The following is a 14,867-nucleotide window of genomic DNA, read 5'->3' as shown; positions in this document are numbered from 1 at the left end:
GATAGTAGACCTCCGGCTCCGCTGGAAGAAATTAATAAAGAGGGTGGGAACATGAGCAAGAAATACGATGTTGCGATACTGGGTGCGACAGGTGCAGTTGGCGAGGCAATGCTGTCAATTCTGGAGCAACGCAATTTTCCGGTCGGCAAGCTTTTCCCCTTGGCTTCCAGCCGTTCAGCCGGTTCAACAGTAACATTCCGCAACGAAGAAATGACTGTTCTGGACGTGGAAGATTTTGATTTTTCGCAGGTGCAGATCGGCTTATTTTCAGCTGGTAGCAGTGTATCGGAAAAATATGCACCTATTGCTGCAGCAGCTGGCTGCGTGGTGATCGATAACACTGCGCAATTTCGCTACGAAGATGATATTCCACTTGTGGTGCCGGAAGTGAATCCGCATGCCATTGCGCAATATAAGAACCGGGGCATCATTGCTAACCCGAACTGTTCCACCATCCAAATGATGGTAGCGTTAAAACCTATCCATGACGCAGTAGGCATAGAGCGCATAAATATTGCTACGTATCAGGCAGTATCTGGCACCGGCAAGGAAGCCATTGAAGAATTAGCGGAGCAAACACGTGCTTTATTTAACCATCAGGAAATCAAGGCTGAGGTTTATTCTAAACGTATCGCATTCAATGTGCTGCCGCACATTGATGTGTTCATGGATAACGGTTATACCAAAGAAGAGATGAAGATGGTGTGGGAAACTCGCAAGATCATGGAAGACGAAACCATTATGGTAAATGCTACTGCTGTGCGGGTGCCAGTGTTTTATGGCCATTCAGAAGCGGTGCATATTGAAACACATAAGAAAATAACAGCTGATGAAGCGCGCGCTTTGCTGGAAAAAGCGCCAGGTCTACAGGTAATGGATAAGCGCGAGCCTGGTGGCTACCCCACTGCCATCGAAGCAGCAGGGCAGGATGCAACTCTTGTCGGGCGTATCCGTGAGGATATATCACATCCGCGTGGCCTTAATCTGTGGGTGGTGAGTGATAATGTACGTAAGGGTGCAGCACTTAACAGCGTGCAGATTGCCGAGATTTTGATTGAAACTTACTTGTAATGAGAAAATAACCGATGTTCCTTTTTTGTGGGGCTGGCGGGATCGTAGTGCTAGGCGTTACGAGTTTAGGTGTGTGGGGCTGCTAGCTCCCTCAGCGAGGAACAGCGACGAAATGCGCCCATCAACGCATCCAACTGGTGTATTGATTGTTTCCGCATCCTTAAAGCCTGAGCTTTTAGCTTGCGCTGATAACTTCGTGATGTTATGTTCTTCACGTTAAATAAATTTTTTATAAAGGTGGTAGTGTGCTGAAATCACTCGTCAAAATATTGGGGTTAGTTATCGGTTTGGTTTTGTCTAGTTATACCCATGCTATTAGCATGGGCGATATTAACGTGACCAACACTTTGGGTGAGCCCATGAATGTGTTGATAGAACTTGGGACAGCCCGAAAAGATGAAATCAGCAGCCTGTCTGCACGCTTGGCTCCTCCCGAAGTATTCGCGGACGCGGGCTTGGATTATCCATCTGAGCTGCCTCCCTTGAAATTCAAAATTGAGACGAATGCTAATGGTGAACCTTATATTAAGGTAACTTCAATGCAACCGATTAACCAGCCATTCGTTAATCTATTGGTGGAATTGACTTGGTCGTCTGGCAAGCTGCTGCGAGAATATACTTTCCTGCTTGATCCGCCAGGTTATGTTCCGACACTACCCCAGCCCGCAAAGGTGCAACCAGTAGCGCCGAGAATTGTTGATGTAGCTGAGCTTGAACCCAAAGCCACAGAAAAGGCAATCGAATCCCCGTTTCCAAGTACTGCCTTAATGATGGATGAAAAGAAGGCTGCTGACACAATAGTTGAAAAAAAGGCTGTAGAAGAAGTAGTTAAAGAAACTCCTGCCTCCGTTAACAAACCCAAAGAAAGTAGTAACGTTGCTTTAGGTACTATCACGGTGATACGTGGCGATACTCTAAGTGATCTTGCACTTCAAACAAAATCTCCTGATGTTAGCCTGGAGCGTGCGCTGGTCGCTCTGTATCACGCCAATGCCGACGCATTCGACGGCAAAAATATGAACCGTCTGAAAACAGGTAAAATCCTGCGTATGCCAGAGCAATCCGCGATAGATAATCAGTCGCAGGTGGAGGCCGTAAAGCAAATCCGCGCACAAGCTGAGGATTGGCATGCCTATCGTCAAAAGCTTGCGGCAGCCAGTGGGTTTGCGACAGGGAATGAATCCATGCAGGAGGCCTCCGGTAAAATTAATACCTCTGTGGCTGATGATGCCACCGTGGCTAAAGAATCAGCAAAGGAAGTGGTACGATTGTCCAAGGGTGAAGCACTTGGTGACAATGCAAACACTTTGCAGAACAAGATTCAAGCACTGGAAGAAGAAGCGATCTCCAAAAGCAAAGCGCTCCAGGAAAGTGGTGAGCGCGTTGTAGCGTTAGAAAAAACCGTCCAAGACTTGCAGCGCTTAATCGATTTGAAGAATCAGCCTTTAGCAGAGCAAGTGAAGCCTGTCCAGAAACCAGTTAAGCCCATAGAAAAATCCAAATTAGTCGCTACGCAACCTTCAATGTTGGAAAGAATACTCCGTGAACCGCTTTATTTGGTGGGCGTAGCGGCAGTGCTGCTGGGATTGATCGGACTTGTCTATGCGGTGACTCGACGCCGCAAGGACAGCAAGGGAAAAGTCAAACTTGGTGACAAGCCGATTGAGCATTCAATAGGCTCTTTAAACCAACCGGTTATGCCACTCACCTATCCTTCGCAGGCTGAAAATGTTACGAATGACATTGCCACGACCAGCGATACTAACCAACCACAGACTGATGATTTTGATCCGATCAGCGGGGCAGACTTGTTCCTGAATTTTGGTCGCGATGAGCAAGCGGAAAAAATTCTGAAAGAAGGGCTGAGCAAAAATCCAGCTAATCATCAGATCCATCTAAAGCTGCTGTCTATTTATGCAAACCGCAAGGACACACATTCATTCGCTACCATTGCGCGTCAGTTGCGGGATTCAGGCGATGTGAAAGCTTGGGAGCAAGCAGCCATAATGGGGCTCAAGCTTGAACCGAACAATCCAATGTATGGTGGCACTGTAAGAGCAGCAGTAGAAGAAGCGTCATTCGATGCAACTCCTTCTCCCAATACCTCGCTCGATGAGGGCAAGACAAATAAAACGCCGTCTGCTCTGGATTTTGACCTCGATCTCGACTTTAGTACACCGACAGTATCTCCAGATAGTGCTGAGACAAGCCTATCGCACTCTGACTCAAAAAATGCAACGGTAGATTTTGACGTAACAGCTAGTCACACTAAATTGTCTACATCAAACATCCATAAAGAGGAAACATCTGCAGTTAACCTGGATAATTCCGTTCTTGATGTTACAGCTGAGGATACGTTTATCCCTGCGGCGCCTCTGCACAAAACGGAAGTATCTGCTCCGGCGAATTTAAATGAGCCTATGGATTTCACATTGGATTTTCCTGATGCCATTAAGAGCGTCGATAAGCTTGAGGTTCCTCCTGTAAAAGCTGCCCCCAAAGAAATAATGGATATCGGTCTGAGCGACATCAATCTGAGTCTTGATAAACCTGATGTGCCTCCCCCTGCTCTGGCTGCAGAAGAAAGGGATGCACGTTGGCATGACGCTGCTACAAAGCTTGATCTTGCGAAGGCTTACCAGGAAATGGGGGATGCCGCAGGTGCGCGCGAAATTTTGGAAGAAGTTGTGCGTGAGGGAGATGAGCAGCATCGAAGGGTTGCTGAAGCATTGCTACAACAACTACCCATTTAATCGATTGTAATATGTAGCACCAAACGGCAGCTCGTAATCTAAGCTGCCGTTTTTACTGAGACCAGATCATTTGACGGGATTAAAGCCATTATTCCGAACTATCTACGTACCTGCATCCACATCGCAGCTCAGATGAAATGAAATTTTATTTACTGGCCCCATGTGCAATTTTAAATCGTGATATTTAGAAGTGCTTATTATTATTCTCAATGATTAATAAGACAATCGGTTCCCTAGTACCGCACCCTGCCGTGCTTATTCTCCTCTGGTTCTACCTCATTGTCTCTGTGCAATCATTGCAAACTACAGGACTGCTGCTTGCTGGCTTTCCACTGCTATCTGTTGCCTTCGCGTTGTCCGCTCCTCGACTGATTACACTGTTACGCCGCATGCGCTGGATTATGCTGTCGTTGCTACTTATCTATGCCTATGCGACACCAGGTGAAGCGGTGTGGTTGTCACTCGCCCAATTCAGCCCTACACATGAAGGTTTGATCAATGGTTTTCAGCAATTGTGCCGCCTGGCATTTACTCTGGCAGGTTTGGCTATTCTATTAAGCCAGTTGCCCCGACAGCAGCTCATTGGTGGACTATATGTTTTGATTTATCCATTACGATATGTCGGTCTGTCGCGCGAACGCTTGGCAGTCCGACTGGCGCTAACCTTGCAGTATGCCGAATCCGCTATATTAGATACCACTGGCAATTGGCGCACCAGCATCAGTCAGATGCTGGCCCCAGCTGAGGTTAAGCTGCACAGCATCGAACTGCACACTACCCCATTCACAAAACATGATGGCGTGGTACTAACTATAGGCTGCACCTTGCTTATATTGGTGCGGCTATGAGAATTGCACTCGGAGTGGAATACGACGGCAGCCAGTATTTTGGGTGGCAAAGTCAAGCCAGTGGCCACACGGTGCAAGATGCGTTGCAAGTTGCATTGAGCAGCATCGCCAACGAACGTATTTCAGTCATCGCAGCTGGGCGTACCGATACCGGTGTACACGCGCTGGAACAAGTAGTACACTTTAATACCGACGTAGAAAGACCACTAACTGCTTGGGTACGTGGCGTCAATGCCTTGTTGCCGAACAACATCGCTGTATTGTGGGCACATCCTGTGCCAGAAGAATTTCATGCGCGTTTTTCTGCCCAGGCACGTAGTTACCGCTATCTACTAATCAATCGCTCAGTGCGTAATGCCGTACAACACGGTAAAGCAGGCTGGTATCATGCCCCACTGAATGTGGAAAAAATGTGTGAGGCCGCGCAGTATTTATTAGGTGAGCATGACTTCAGTGCCTTGCGCGCCGCGGAATGCCAAGCCAAATCACCCATCAAAAACTTGGCGCAACTCGTCATTAAAAAGCAAGGCAATACCATAATTTTCGATCTTAGTGCCAATGCCTTTCTGCACCATATGGTGCGCAATATCATTGGCTGTCTGGTATATATTGGCAAAGGCAAACACCCACCGCAGTGGATGCTTGAAGTGCTTGAAAGTCATGAACGTAGTCTTGCTGCGCCAACCTTTGCACCAGATGGCTTATATCTGCATCGGATTACGTACGATGCGAAATGGGACTTACCACAACTTAAGTAGGCAGCGCTGCGTGCTACATTCGAGCGATACCCTGTTCGTGGCGTCATTATTACCCTAGCAGCCTGTCGGACTTAAAGGAAATCGGCTGCAAATTGAGCGGAGCGGTGACTATTTCGCCGCTTTTTTGGGCAATAGAACAACTATTACCCTGCAAAATCATCAAGTGGGGTAAGCAGGCATTTCGCCGTAAGGCGAAAGCTCGCAAAATCTACCCTCGCTCAGCTCGATTTTCGCTACGATTCTTTAAGCCCGACAGGCTGCTAGCTTCTTTTGTAAGAATATTTAATGAATTGATGTGTAAGTATTTCTTCATTCGTTAAAACTCTAGTTCGAGTTGAGAACCCTCATTCGCCAACCCTCTCGGGGTCGATGAATTGATAATATTTAGGTTGAAACTTAGCCTACCGCTTGAATGCACTACAATACCGACCCGATTTATTATCAACACTTTTCATTACTATGACCCGAATTAAGATTTGCGGCATCACGCGTGTGGAAGATGCGCTGGCCGCCGCGCACAGCGGTGCGGATGCGCTCGGACTGGTGTTCTATGACAAAAGTCCGCGATATGTGACGCTAAAACAGGCTGCTCAACTGGCGGCTGCAATTCCACCCTTCGTAACCCTGGTGGGGTTGTTCGTGAATTCCAGCGCAGAGGCGGTGCAAGAAATATTGCAGCAGGTACCCTTGGATGTTTTGCAGTTTCACGGGGAGGAAGAGCCAGAATTCTGCGTGCAGTTCGATCGCCCTTATTTGAAGGCGGTGCGAGTCAAAGATGGGGTGGATTTGGTACAATGTGCGGCGCATTATAAAGATGCACAGGGTTTGTTGCTTGACGCCTTCATCGAAGGTACGCATGGTGGCACGGGGGTATGCTTTGACTGGACACTGATTCCGCAGAATTTGCCCTTGCCTGTAATTTTGTCTGGGGGCTTGCAGTTAAGTAATGTAACGGATGCAATCAAGCAGGTGCGGCCTTGGGCAGTGGATGTTTCCAGCGGTGTGGAAGCTGCAAAAGGAATTAAGGATGCAGCGAAAATCGCCGCATTCATCAATGAGGTTAAGAAAATTGGCTTATAACTATCCTGATAGCACGGGTCATTTTGGCCCTTACGGCGGCATTTACGTTGCCGAAACTTTAATGGGCGCGTTGGATGAGTTGCGTGTCGCTTATGAGCATTATTCTGTTGACCCTGAATTCAAGGCCGAACTTGCCTATGAGCTAAAGCATTATGTTGGACGCCCCAGTCCGATTTACCATGCGCGGCACTGGTCGAAGCGGCTGGATGGTGCGCAGATTTATCTGAAGCGTGAAGATCTGAATCATACCGGCGCGCACAAGGTGAATAACACGGTAGGACAAGCGCTACTGGCTAAGCGCATGGGCAAACCGCGCGTGATCGCCGAAACTGGCGCGGGGCAGCACGGCGTAGCAACGGCTACCGTGGCGGCACGTTACGGCATGGAATGCGTGGTGTACATGGGCGCAGAAGACATTAAACGTCAGGCAACTAATGTATATCGGATGAAGCTCTTGGGCGCCACTGTTGTGCCCGTAGAGAGCGGCTCCAAAACGCTTAAGGATGCGCTCAACGAGGCGATGCGCGATTGGGTCACCAACATCGAAAACACTTTCTACATCATCGGCACTGTGGCAGGACCGCATCCGTATCCGATGATGGTGCGTGATTTTAATTCAGTAGTAAGCCAGGAATGCATGCTGCAGATGCCGGAATTGGCAGGGCGTCAGCCGGACGCGGTGATCGCCTGCGTGGGCGGGGGTTCGAACGCTATGGGAATTTTTCATTCTTACATCGACGTGCCTGGTGTGCAGCTTATCGGAGTGGAAGCGGCTGGCAGCGGCATTGCCAGTGGTCAGCACGCAGCCGCAATTACTGCGGGCAAGCCGGGCGTACTGCACGGTAATCGTACTTATTTGTTGCAGGATGAAAACGGTCAAATCATTGAAACGCACTCTATTTCCGCCGGGCTGGATTATCCCGGTGTCGGCCCGGAGCACGCATGGCTTAAGGACAGCGGACGAGCACAATATGTAGCCATTGAGGATAGTGAAGCGCTACAAGCTTTTCATGATTTATGTCATTACGAAGGTATCATTCCTGCGCTGGAATCCAGTCATGCTTTGGCTTATGCGGCCAAGATCGCACCGACGATGGGGCATGATAAAGTTCTGCTGGTCAATCTATCCGGACGCGGCGATAAAGATATGGCGACCGTAGCACGGGTTTCTGGTATTGAACTGTAACCTTTTCTAGAATTACTTAGCAGGTATCTCATGTCACGCATTCAGACCACTTTTGAAAAACTTAAGCAACGCGGCTGCAAGGCACTGATTCCCTTTGTTACGGCAGGTGATCCCAATCCGCAAATTACTGTTTCGCTGATGCATGCGCTGGCAGAGGTGGGGGCAGACATCATTGAAGTCGGCGTGCCATTTTCTGATCCAATGGCGGATGGACCAACTATACAGCGCTCTTCGGAGCGAGCACTCAAGCATGGCGTAACATTGCATGACGTACTCGATATGGTGGCGGAATTTCGCACCAAGGATGAGAGAACGCCCGTCGTGCTAATGGGTTATGGCAATCCTATCGAGGCAATGGGCTGGGAACGCTTCGCCACGCGCTGCGCGCAGACAGGAGTGGACGGTGTACTGACGGTAGATTTCCCACCGGAAGAAAGCCACGAGGCGTTCGGTCACCTGCATCGCCATGGCGTGGATCCCATCTTTTTGCTTGCGCCCACCACATCAGATGCGCGTATCGAGCAGGTGGCCAAACTGGCGCGTGGTTACGTATATTACGTGTCGCTGAAGGGCGTGACTGGGGCGGGACATCTGGACTTGTCAGCTATAGCACAGAAAATCCCGCATATTCGGCAGCATATCGGCCTACCTATAGGCGTAGGCTTTGGCATCCGTGATGCAGAAACAGCTCTAGCAGTCTCAAAACTGTGCGACGGCGTGGTTATAGGCAGCCGCATCGTGCAAGAAATTGAGAGTTCAAACGAAGAGTCTGTGATCTCCAATGTCGCAAGGCTGGTTAAGGAATTGCGCTTAGCAATTAATTATACCTAGCAGCCTGGAGGACTTTAAGAATCGTAGCGAAAATTTTACTGAGCGAGGCTAGGTGCTTTGCCCAACTCGCGAAAATTCTGCGCAATTATCATGCGACAAATGCAACGTTAAGGATTTAAGGAGGATTGCATGAGTTGGTTTCGAAAGTTATTACCCCCAAAAATTAAGCGTAGAGAGCTGGGGGGGGAGAACAAGAAAAATGTGCCAGAAGGACTGTGGCACAAATGTCCATCATGCCAAGGGGTGCTGTACTACTCTGACTTGGAGAAAAACAAAAGTGTTTGCCCCAAGTGCAACCATCATCACCGTATTACCGCGCGCACTCGACTGAACTGGCTATTAGATACGGAGGGGCGTTTCGAGATTGGTGCGGAAGTGCAGCCGCTGGATACGCTGAAATTTAAAGATAGCAGAAAATACAGCGAGCGTCTGACAGCGGCGCAACGTGACACGGGTGAAAGCGATGCGCTGGTGGTAATGCAAGGAAGTGTACACGCCATTCCGCTGGTAACAGCAGTATTCGAATTCAGTTTCATGGGCGGTTCCATGGGTTCGGTAGTGGGCGAACGCTTCGTGCGCGGTGTGCAGCTTGCCACCGAACAGAAAACGCCTTTTGTGTGTTTTGCCTCCAGCGGAGGGGCACGTATGCAAGAAGGACTGTTATCCTTGATGCAAATGGCAAAAACCTGTGCCGCGCTGACCCAATTAAGCGCAGAAAAGCTGCCATTCATTTCAGTGCTGACCGATCCGACCATGGGCGGCGTGTCTGCCAGTTTTGCTTTCATGGGCGACGTGGTAATTGCGGAACCCGGTGCAATGATCGGCTTTGCCGGTGCGCGGGTAATTCAGCAGACGGTGCGTGAAACGCTGCCGGAAGGCTTTCAGCGCTCAGAATTTCTGATGGAACATGGCGCCATTGATATGATTGTGGATCGTCGCCAAATGCGCGACCAGCTCGCTATGCTCATTACGCTGCTTACCAAGCGGCCGACGACCGTAGAAATGGAAGAAGCCAGTCAAACTTTGCAATAGATTAGCGTAGAACGCTATGCGAAAGACTTGACCATCATCCCAACCGCTACGACTGCGGACAGAATAGCAAAGCTTATTTGCAACTGAGGCTCTGCCAGCCAAGAAGATATTATTTTTCCAACCATCATTCCTGCAAGGGCACCAGTACAAAACGGTATCGCAACCACCCAGTTCAATGCACCAGCCGTAGCACTGAAGAGGACGCCAGTTAGTGAAACTAACGCAATGACGGTTAATGACGTGGCGACAACGGACTTAACGACCAAGTCTGTATAGCGCTGTAAAGCTGGAACAATCACAAAGCCGCCTCCCACACCCAACAAACCAGAGAAAAATCCCGCAACACCTCCAGACATTGCCAAGGCGCGTGCGCAGCGAGTGGTCCAGACGAACTGACCGCTATTGGCGTCTCGAACGCATGCAAGTTTTGCGGGGGTACTGCCTACAGTATCGGTTGAATGTTTCAGCGCCTGGCGGAAAGTCCGATACGCAATGAAGAACAAGATGATGGAAAATAGAATACTTAGCCAACGATTGTCGACTCTGTGGGCAAGCCATACACCGAAAGGCGTCAGAAACATGCCGCTAACGGACATCAACAGTGCTGCTCTATAGCGAACGATACCCGCTTTCAAACCGACTGCCGCTCCCAAAGCGGCAGCTAGCCCTACGGCTAATAAACCAATCGGCCCTGCTTGAACAATACTAAGCTGCAGCACGAATACGAGCAGTGGGACTGCCATTATCCCGCCCCCAGCTCCAGTCAGAGCCATTATTGTGCCAACCGCCATGCCTAATCCCAGTTCAACTATCATCGTGACCTTTTATTGAGTCGCGCGTCGCATATCAGAGTAGTCGACGTCATTTGCATACTCGGCTCTGGGTAAACTGCACTAGACTGCTTTGCATTTGTGCGCGCTTGACGCCTATCCTTGATTTCGAAAATCGCCATACCGACAACCATGGCGACGACAAAGATCAGTGGCTTGCTCCCACTGTTGGCAAGCGCATGACATCACCCAGCAAAGCTTTTGGGTGAATCTTAGCAAAGTGAAATGCGATAGCGGCTATCAAAATAGCACCACCCATTACAAATGCCAACGATGGATTCCAGGTGCCAGCAATATCCAGAAAGCCAATCACTTTGGCCGGATCCGTCATGCCGGACAAAAGCAGACCCAACCCAAATATCAAACCTGTGGTGAATGCCATTAAAACTTGCATCGTAATCTCTTTAACTAATCAGGTGATGAGTGATAAAGACCGCTACAAAAGCGGCTCGCCATCCAATATCACTTTTACCGGTCGTAGCAACCCACCCAGAATACCACTGACACCCGCAATCCGATCGTTAATCAAAAGGAACATTGCTGCAGCCAAACAAATTAGTACGCCACCAGCTAAGGATGACCAAGGGGTTAAAGTTGTCCAGCCTATCGTCATTTCTTCCATCCTTTACCAGGTTTACAGAATTGTTCGCACAAAACAGCCATGACGGCCGTTTCTTCCCTGCTGGCAAGGGCATAAAAGATCTGTTTGCTGTCTCGACGGGTAGTGACTAACTTTTCTTCACGCAGGACAGACAATTGTTGAGAAAGCTTTGGCTGCCTAATGTCTAGCAAGCTTTCCAAGTCGCTGACGCAGCATTCACCTTGAGTCAAGCAGTCTGTGTTGGCCAAGCCTTCATCAGCCCGCAAGCATCTGTCGCGGAAGCGCGCAATTCTTTCAGATAAAATTTTTCAGTTGGGACACCCATCAACCTATCTCCCTCAATAAGAATGTTTTAGTTGGATATAATTAAATATATTGTGCTGATGAGCTACTTGGCTTCGCCAGCTATTCATCAGGATATGCTATGTCTGAGTTTTTATCGGCAGGAGGCTACGATAGCTTTAGCTTGCAATGTAGGTGTTGCGGACAAGGCGATCCGTATCGTTTCGGAATCGCGTTGAATACTGTATTCGTTGGATTCTGCCCGCTCAACAGCCTATTGGGGATTAATAGCTACAAGCAGAAACCCTGATCATTTTCTTAAATTTTAAAAGGCACCGTCATGATCTTCCGTCAGCTGTTTGAACCGTTATCAAGTACCTATACCTATTTGCTGGGCTGTGAGGAAACGCGACAAGCTATCCTCATTGATCCAGTTATCAACTCGGTCAACCGTGATCTTGCCGAAATCAGTCGGCTTGGATTGACGCTGGCCTATAGTCTGGATACCCATATTCATGCAGATCACATCACTGCCGCTCTCGAATTAAAATCAAAAGTAGGCAGCAAGATAGCAATGCCCGCTATTGATCGATTGCCTTGCGCAGATGTGGGAATTGAAGAAGGATCGCCGTTAAATGTTGGTAGCATCCAATTGCAGCCGTTGCATACCCCCGGGCATACTGACGGACACTTTGCCTATCTGTCAGGCGATCGGATATTCACAGGTGATTCATTACTAATTGAGGGATGTGGCCGCACCGATTTTCAAAACGGCGACGCAGATGCGCTATACAAGAGCGTTAGAGAAAAGCTGTTTTCCTTACCAGACGAGTTTCTTGTTTATCCCGGTCATGATTACAAAGACAGGCGTGTTTCTTCCATCGCACAGGAAAAGATACGCAATCCTCGCCTAGGCGGAGATCTTACGCTGGCGCAATTCAAAGATATTATGGCGAACCTCAATTTGCCCTACCCTAAGTTCATTGATTTTGCAGTGCCGGGAAATAAACTGTGCGGCGTTTGTCCAGACCATCTCCCTGAAAATCTTGAGAAATATTGCGGTCATATGACCGATAGTCCGCAAGGATGACGGGCACCGAATTGAAAAGCTGAGAGCAATGAAATGTTGGGCTTCATTCCATCCAACCCGCACTACCGTGCTGCCATTCCCTTCTCAATAGTGCCATGCGATATTGAACGTGGCCAATCAACAGGGTGAGAGGTCCAACCATGTTTTACAGGACGACAGGTAACGAATGTAATAGACGTGACGCGTAAGATCAATTTCAACCCGGACTTGATGCTCCCAATATCGCCGCAACCAGATGCCTCGCTTACGCTCATACCACTTTTGATAAGGCTTTGACTAGACAGGCAATGTAGTTTAGAGTAAAAATTCTCATTACACACTTAAATAAGGATAAATTACCATGAACTCCATGATCAGTTATACCCGCCCAGACGGAAAAACGGTACAAGGCTATCTCGCCAAGGCCGAAAAACAGATAGGATCTCTCGTGATACTCCAAGAGTGGTGGGGCTTGAACGATCAGATTCGGGGTGTTGCTGATCGAGCTGCCAAGGCAGGCTTGACTGCCCTCGTGCCAGACCTTTACCGTGGCAAATCCACAGTGGAAGCAGAGGAGGCTCACCATCTAATGACTGACCTCGATTTTGCTGATGCCGCCTCGCAAGATGTGCGCGGCGCCGTGCAATTTCTCGCCAAACTTGGTGGCAAGGTGGGCGTTACCGGCTTCTGCATGGGTGGCGCACTGACGATCCTTACGCTCACCACAGTAGCAGAAGTGGCAGCTGGAGTAGTTTGGTATGGCTTGCCGCCACTTGAAGATGTAGACGCCAGCAAGATCAAGGTACCGATGATGGCGCACTGGGCCATGCAGGATCAGTTATTTCCTATAGCCAGTGTGGAGGCCTTGGAAGAAAAGCTGCAGCGTGCGAAAGTGAACTTGGAATCTCACCGATATCTCGCTCATCACGCATTCGCTAACGAAACCGCACAAGGACCAGGACGTAATCCGGCAATGCAATATGATGCAGCATGGGCACAGATAGCTTGGGATCGAACTATGCGCTTTTTTGGAACGCATTTAGCCTAGCCTCCCTTTGCGCATTGCCAGTCAATACATGTCCAACTCTCTTGCCATATGAGCCATTGAGTTTACGGTCAGGAAGCACGATTGAGCTGAATGAAATGAAGCCCAACATCACAGACAGTTGATGAACAGATGCGTAGACAAAATGCCGATGCAGCGGGAAACACATAAGGCCGAGTATTCTCAACCGCTGGCAAAGTACAAGCACATTTGTACCTACCACCAAGGCCAAGTGTGAGGGAGATGGTGTGCTTCATTGATTCAGTCCAACCTTGTATGATCAAAATCATTCTAACTCTGGTTGAAGTCACCCGTAGAATCAGAGTTTCACTGGGGAAGCCGCCCCAACCTGAAGACAGACCTCATCGTCTGAGCTTGTCGGTAGATTGGCTACCGAGCTGGTGAAAGAAAGAGAATGTATGAATGCAAGACTTGACCCAATACTGTTCGGTTTAAAATAATTAATAAATATAATCAATAAGATACAACATTAAAAAACCAGGAATTCACCCCTAACCGAACAGTATTGAGACTTGACCCTGTGTATTTGACCCGTCAATTAGGAAGTCTACTTTACGTTATGCTCTCATTAGCGAAACTCTGAACTATGATCCTATGTAAGAAAACTCTCGAATGCCTTCGGGAAATGATCAATGAAAAATCGGAGTATCGATCAGGCCCTAAGTTAGTTCAATTCTTTAACGAACTAGGATTCAATGATTCGTATGGACAAGGCTTTCCATCTCGGTGGTACTTTACTGATGAGAAATTAGCAAAAATCAACGGAACGCCTACGCTCGATCAGTGCATCAAGAGCACGTTTGCACCCGTGAATTTTGTTTCTCGGATTCAAGAGTTAGACATCTTGATCAAGGAGTTCAATCAATATCTTGCATTCGACAAATGGAAGGCTGTTAGAAAAGAAGCCGACATATTTTTTCAAAAACTTGAGAAGGTCGAAATCGAGCCAGAAGTGCCACAGGAATCTGAAAACGATTTTCTGAACCGCGAGTTTAGTAATGTCGATGTCAAGGTTTTGACACTAGATAGTGCAATCTCTACTGTGCTGCAGTACAGAATAAAGGAAATTGAAAAATGCTTTAATTCTGGCTCACCACTCGCAGTTATTCTTCTAGCGGGAAGCACGCTAGAAGGGATATTTCTTGGCTTGGCTATTCAACACCCCAAGCAATTTAACTCTGCCAAATCATCGCCAAAGGACAATAACTCAAAGGTGAGGCCATTTCACGAGTGGAACCTTAGTGGCTTCATCGACGTTGGTAAGGAACTAGGGCTAATACAACATGACACGCACAAGTTCAGCCATTCACTTAGGGACTTTAGAAACTACATACATCCATTCGAGCAAATGAGTTCTGGCTTTTCCCCACGAGAACATACGGCAAAAATTTGCTTGCAAGTATTGCGAGCAGTTATTCATGAGATCGGTGACAATCTTGCCAAACTTCGTGCATAATCAG

Annotated in this window: 14 protein-coding genes and 1 pseudogene; 11 read left to right on the top strand and 4 right to left on the bottom strand. The window is 48.3% G+C overall.

Annotated features, from left to right (window positions below; all coding sequences use genetic code 11):
• Positions 1–51 precede the first annotated feature (51 nt).
• From MJ769_RS02510 to accD, 8 genes are all read left to right on the top strand, one after another.
• Positions 52–1,071 carry an aspartate-semialdehyde dehydrogenase gene (locus MJ769_RS02510; protein WP_239234269.1) on the top strand — a complete coding sequence of 340 codons (1,020 nt, stop codon included), beginning with the start codon at positions 52–54 and terminating at the stop codon, positions 1,069–1,071.
• A gap of 245 nt (positions 1,072–1,316) precedes the next feature.
• Complete coding sequence (locus MJ769_RS02505) at positions 1,317–3,824, top strand: FimV/HubP family polar landmark protein (protein WP_239234268.1); 2,508 nt, start codon at positions 1,317–1,319, stop codon at positions 3,822–3,824.
• 209 nt (positions 3,825–4,033) lie between these two features.
• The gene (locus MJ769_RS02500; RefSeq protein WP_239234267.1) at positions 4,034–4,672 is read left to right on the top strand and encodes an energy-coupling factor transporter transmembrane protein EcfT; all 639 of its coding nucleotides are present in this window, start codon (positions 4,034–4,036) and stop codon (positions 4,670–4,672) included.
• Positions 4,669–5,430, top strand: a complete 762-nt coding sequence (gene truA / locus MJ769_RS02495; protein WP_239234266.1) for a tRNA pseudouridine(38-40) synthase TruA — start codon at positions 4,669–4,671, stop codon at positions 5,428–5,430. Before MJ769_RS02500 ends, truA begins: the two co-directional genes overlap by 4 nt.
• A 459-nt stretch (positions 5,431–5,889) precedes the next feature.
• Complete coding sequence (locus MJ769_RS02490; RefSeq protein WP_239234265.1) at positions 5,890–6,510, top strand: phosphoribosylanthranilate isomerase; 621 nt, start codon at positions 5,890–5,892, stop codon at positions 6,508–6,510.
• Entirely contained in the window at positions 6,485–7,696 is a 1,212-nt protein-coding gene (gene trpB / locus MJ769_RS02485; protein ID WP_239234264.1) for a tryptophan synthase subunit beta, read from the top strand. The genes MJ769_RS02490 and trpB overlap by 26 nt, the downstream gene beginning before the upstream one ends.
• A 30-nt stretch (positions 7,697–7,726) precedes the next feature.
• Positions 7,727–8,527, top strand: a complete 801-nt coding sequence (gene trpA / locus MJ769_RS02480) for a tryptophan synthase subunit alpha (RefSeq protein ID WP_239234263.1) — start codon at positions 7,727–7,729, stop codon at positions 8,525–8,527.
• 129 nt (positions 8,528–8,656) lie between these two features.
• Positions 8,657–9,559 (top strand): acetyl-CoA carboxylase, carboxyltransferase subunit beta, encoded by a 903-nt coding sequence (gene accD / locus MJ769_RS02475; RefSeq protein WP_239234262.1) that lies wholly within the window; start codon positions 8,657–8,659, stop codon positions 9,557–9,559.
• Between the two features lie 14 nt (positions 9,560–9,573).
• On the opposite strand, the gene MJ769_RS02470 is transcribed toward accD, so the two are convergent.
• The 4 genes and pseudogenes from MJ769_RS02470 to MJ769_RS14630 form a co-directional block, all read right to left on the bottom strand.
• Positions 9,574–10,374, bottom strand: a complete 801-nt coding sequence (locus MJ769_RS02470) for a sulfite exporter TauE/SafE family protein (RefSeq protein ID WP_239234261.1) — start codon at positions 10,372–10,374, stop codon at positions 9,574–9,576.
• Positions 10,371–10,771, bottom strand: a pseudogene (locus MJ769_RS02465) (DUF6691 family protein). Before MJ769_RS02465 ends, MJ769_RS02470 begins: the two are co-directional and overlap by 4 nt.
• A 54-nt stretch (positions 10,772–10,825) precedes the next feature.
• Complete coding sequence (locus MJ769_RS02460) at positions 10,826–11,002, bottom strand: YeeE/YedE family protein (protein WP_239234260.1); 177 nt, start codon at positions 11,000–11,002, stop codon at positions 10,826–10,828.
• Positions 10,999–11,181, bottom strand: a complete 183-nt coding sequence (locus MJ769_RS14630) for a hypothetical protein (RefSeq protein WP_320412142.1) — start codon at positions 11,179–11,181, stop codon at positions 10,999–11,001. Before MJ769_RS14630 ends, MJ769_RS02460 begins: the two co-directional genes overlap by 4 nt.
• A 431-nt stretch (positions 11,182–11,612) precedes the next feature.
• On the opposite strand from MJ769_RS14630, the gene MJ769_RS02450 reads away from it, so the two are divergent.
• From MJ769_RS02450 to MJ769_RS02440, 3 genes are all read left to right on the top strand, one after another.
• Positions 11,613–12,362 carry an MBL fold metallo-hydrolase gene (locus MJ769_RS02450; protein WP_239234259.1) on the top strand — a complete coding sequence of 250 codons (750 nt, stop codon included), beginning with the start codon at positions 11,613–11,615 and terminating at the stop codon, positions 12,360–12,362.
• Between the two features lie 340 nt (positions 12,363–12,702).
• Positions 12,703–13,389, top strand: coding sequence for a dienelactone hydrolase family protein (locus MJ769_RS02445; RefSeq protein ID WP_239234258.1), 687 nt, complete (start codon positions 12,703–12,705; stop codon positions 13,387–13,389).
• 643 nt (positions 13,390–14,032) lie between these two features.
• The gene (locus MJ769_RS02440; protein WP_239234257.1) at positions 14,033–14,863 is read left to right on the top strand and encodes a hypothetical protein; all 831 of its coding nucleotides are present in this window, start codon (positions 14,033–14,035) and stop codon (positions 14,861–14,863) included.
• Positions 14,864–14,867: the final 4 nt, after the last annotated feature.

This window comes from Candidatus Nitrotoga sp. BS, from assembly GCF_927797785.1.
Taxonomy (GTDB): Bacteria; Pseudomonadota; Gammaproteobacteria; order Burkholderiales; family Gallionellaceae; genus Nitrotoga.
The sequence above is the reverse complement of the archived record's forward strand: the minus strand, read 5'-3'. Positions and strand labels throughout refer to the sequence as shown.

Excerpts from the sequence above, each read along its gene's own strand:
- MJ769_RS02510 (WP_239234269.1), top strand. The coding sequence starts at position 52 with ATGAGCAAGAAATACGATGTTGCGATACTGGGTGCGACAGGTGCAGTT.
- MJ769_RS02500 (WP_239234267.1), top strand. The coding sequence starts at position 4,034 with ATGATTAATAAGACAATCGGTTCCCTAGTACCGCACCCTGCCGTGCTT.
- truA (WP_239234266.1), top strand. The coding sequence starts at position 4,669 with ATGAGAATTGCACTCGGAGTGGAATACGACGGCAGCCAGTATTTTGGG.
- MJ769_RS02490 (WP_239234265.1), top strand. The coding sequence starts at position 5,890 with ATGACCCGAATTAAGATTTGCGGCATCACGCGTGTGGAAGATGCGCTG.
- trpB (WP_239234264.1), top strand. The coding sequence starts at position 6,485 with ATGAGGTTAAGAAAATTGGCTTATAACTATCCTGATAGCACGGGTCAT.
- trpA (WP_239234263.1), top strand. The coding sequence starts at position 7,727 with ATGTCACGCATTCAGACCACTTTTGAAAAACTTAAGCAACGCGGCTGC.
- accD (WP_239234262.1), top strand. The coding sequence starts at position 8,657 with ATGAGTTGGTTTCGAAAGTTATTACCCCCAAAAATTAAGCGTAGAGAG.
- MJ769_RS02470 (WP_239234261.1), bottom strand. The coding sequence starts at position 10,374 with ATGATAGTTGAACTGGGATTAGGCATGGCGGTTGGCACAATAATGGCT.
- MJ769_RS02460 (WP_239234260.1), bottom strand. The coding sequence starts at position 11,002 with ATGACGATAGGCTGGACAACTTTAACCCCTTGGTCATCCTTAGCTGGT.
- MJ769_RS02450 (WP_239234259.1), top strand. The coding sequence starts at position 11,613 with ATGATCTTCCGTCAGCTGTTTGAACCGTTATCAAGTACCTATACCTAT.
- MJ769_RS02445 (WP_239234258.1), top strand. The coding sequence starts at position 12,703 with ATGAACTCCATGATCAGTTATACCCGCCCAGACGGAAAAACGGTACAA.
- MJ769_RS02440 (WP_239234257.1), top strand. The coding sequence starts at position 14,033 with ATGATCAATGAAAAATCGGAGTATCGATCAGGCCCTAAGTTAGTTCAA.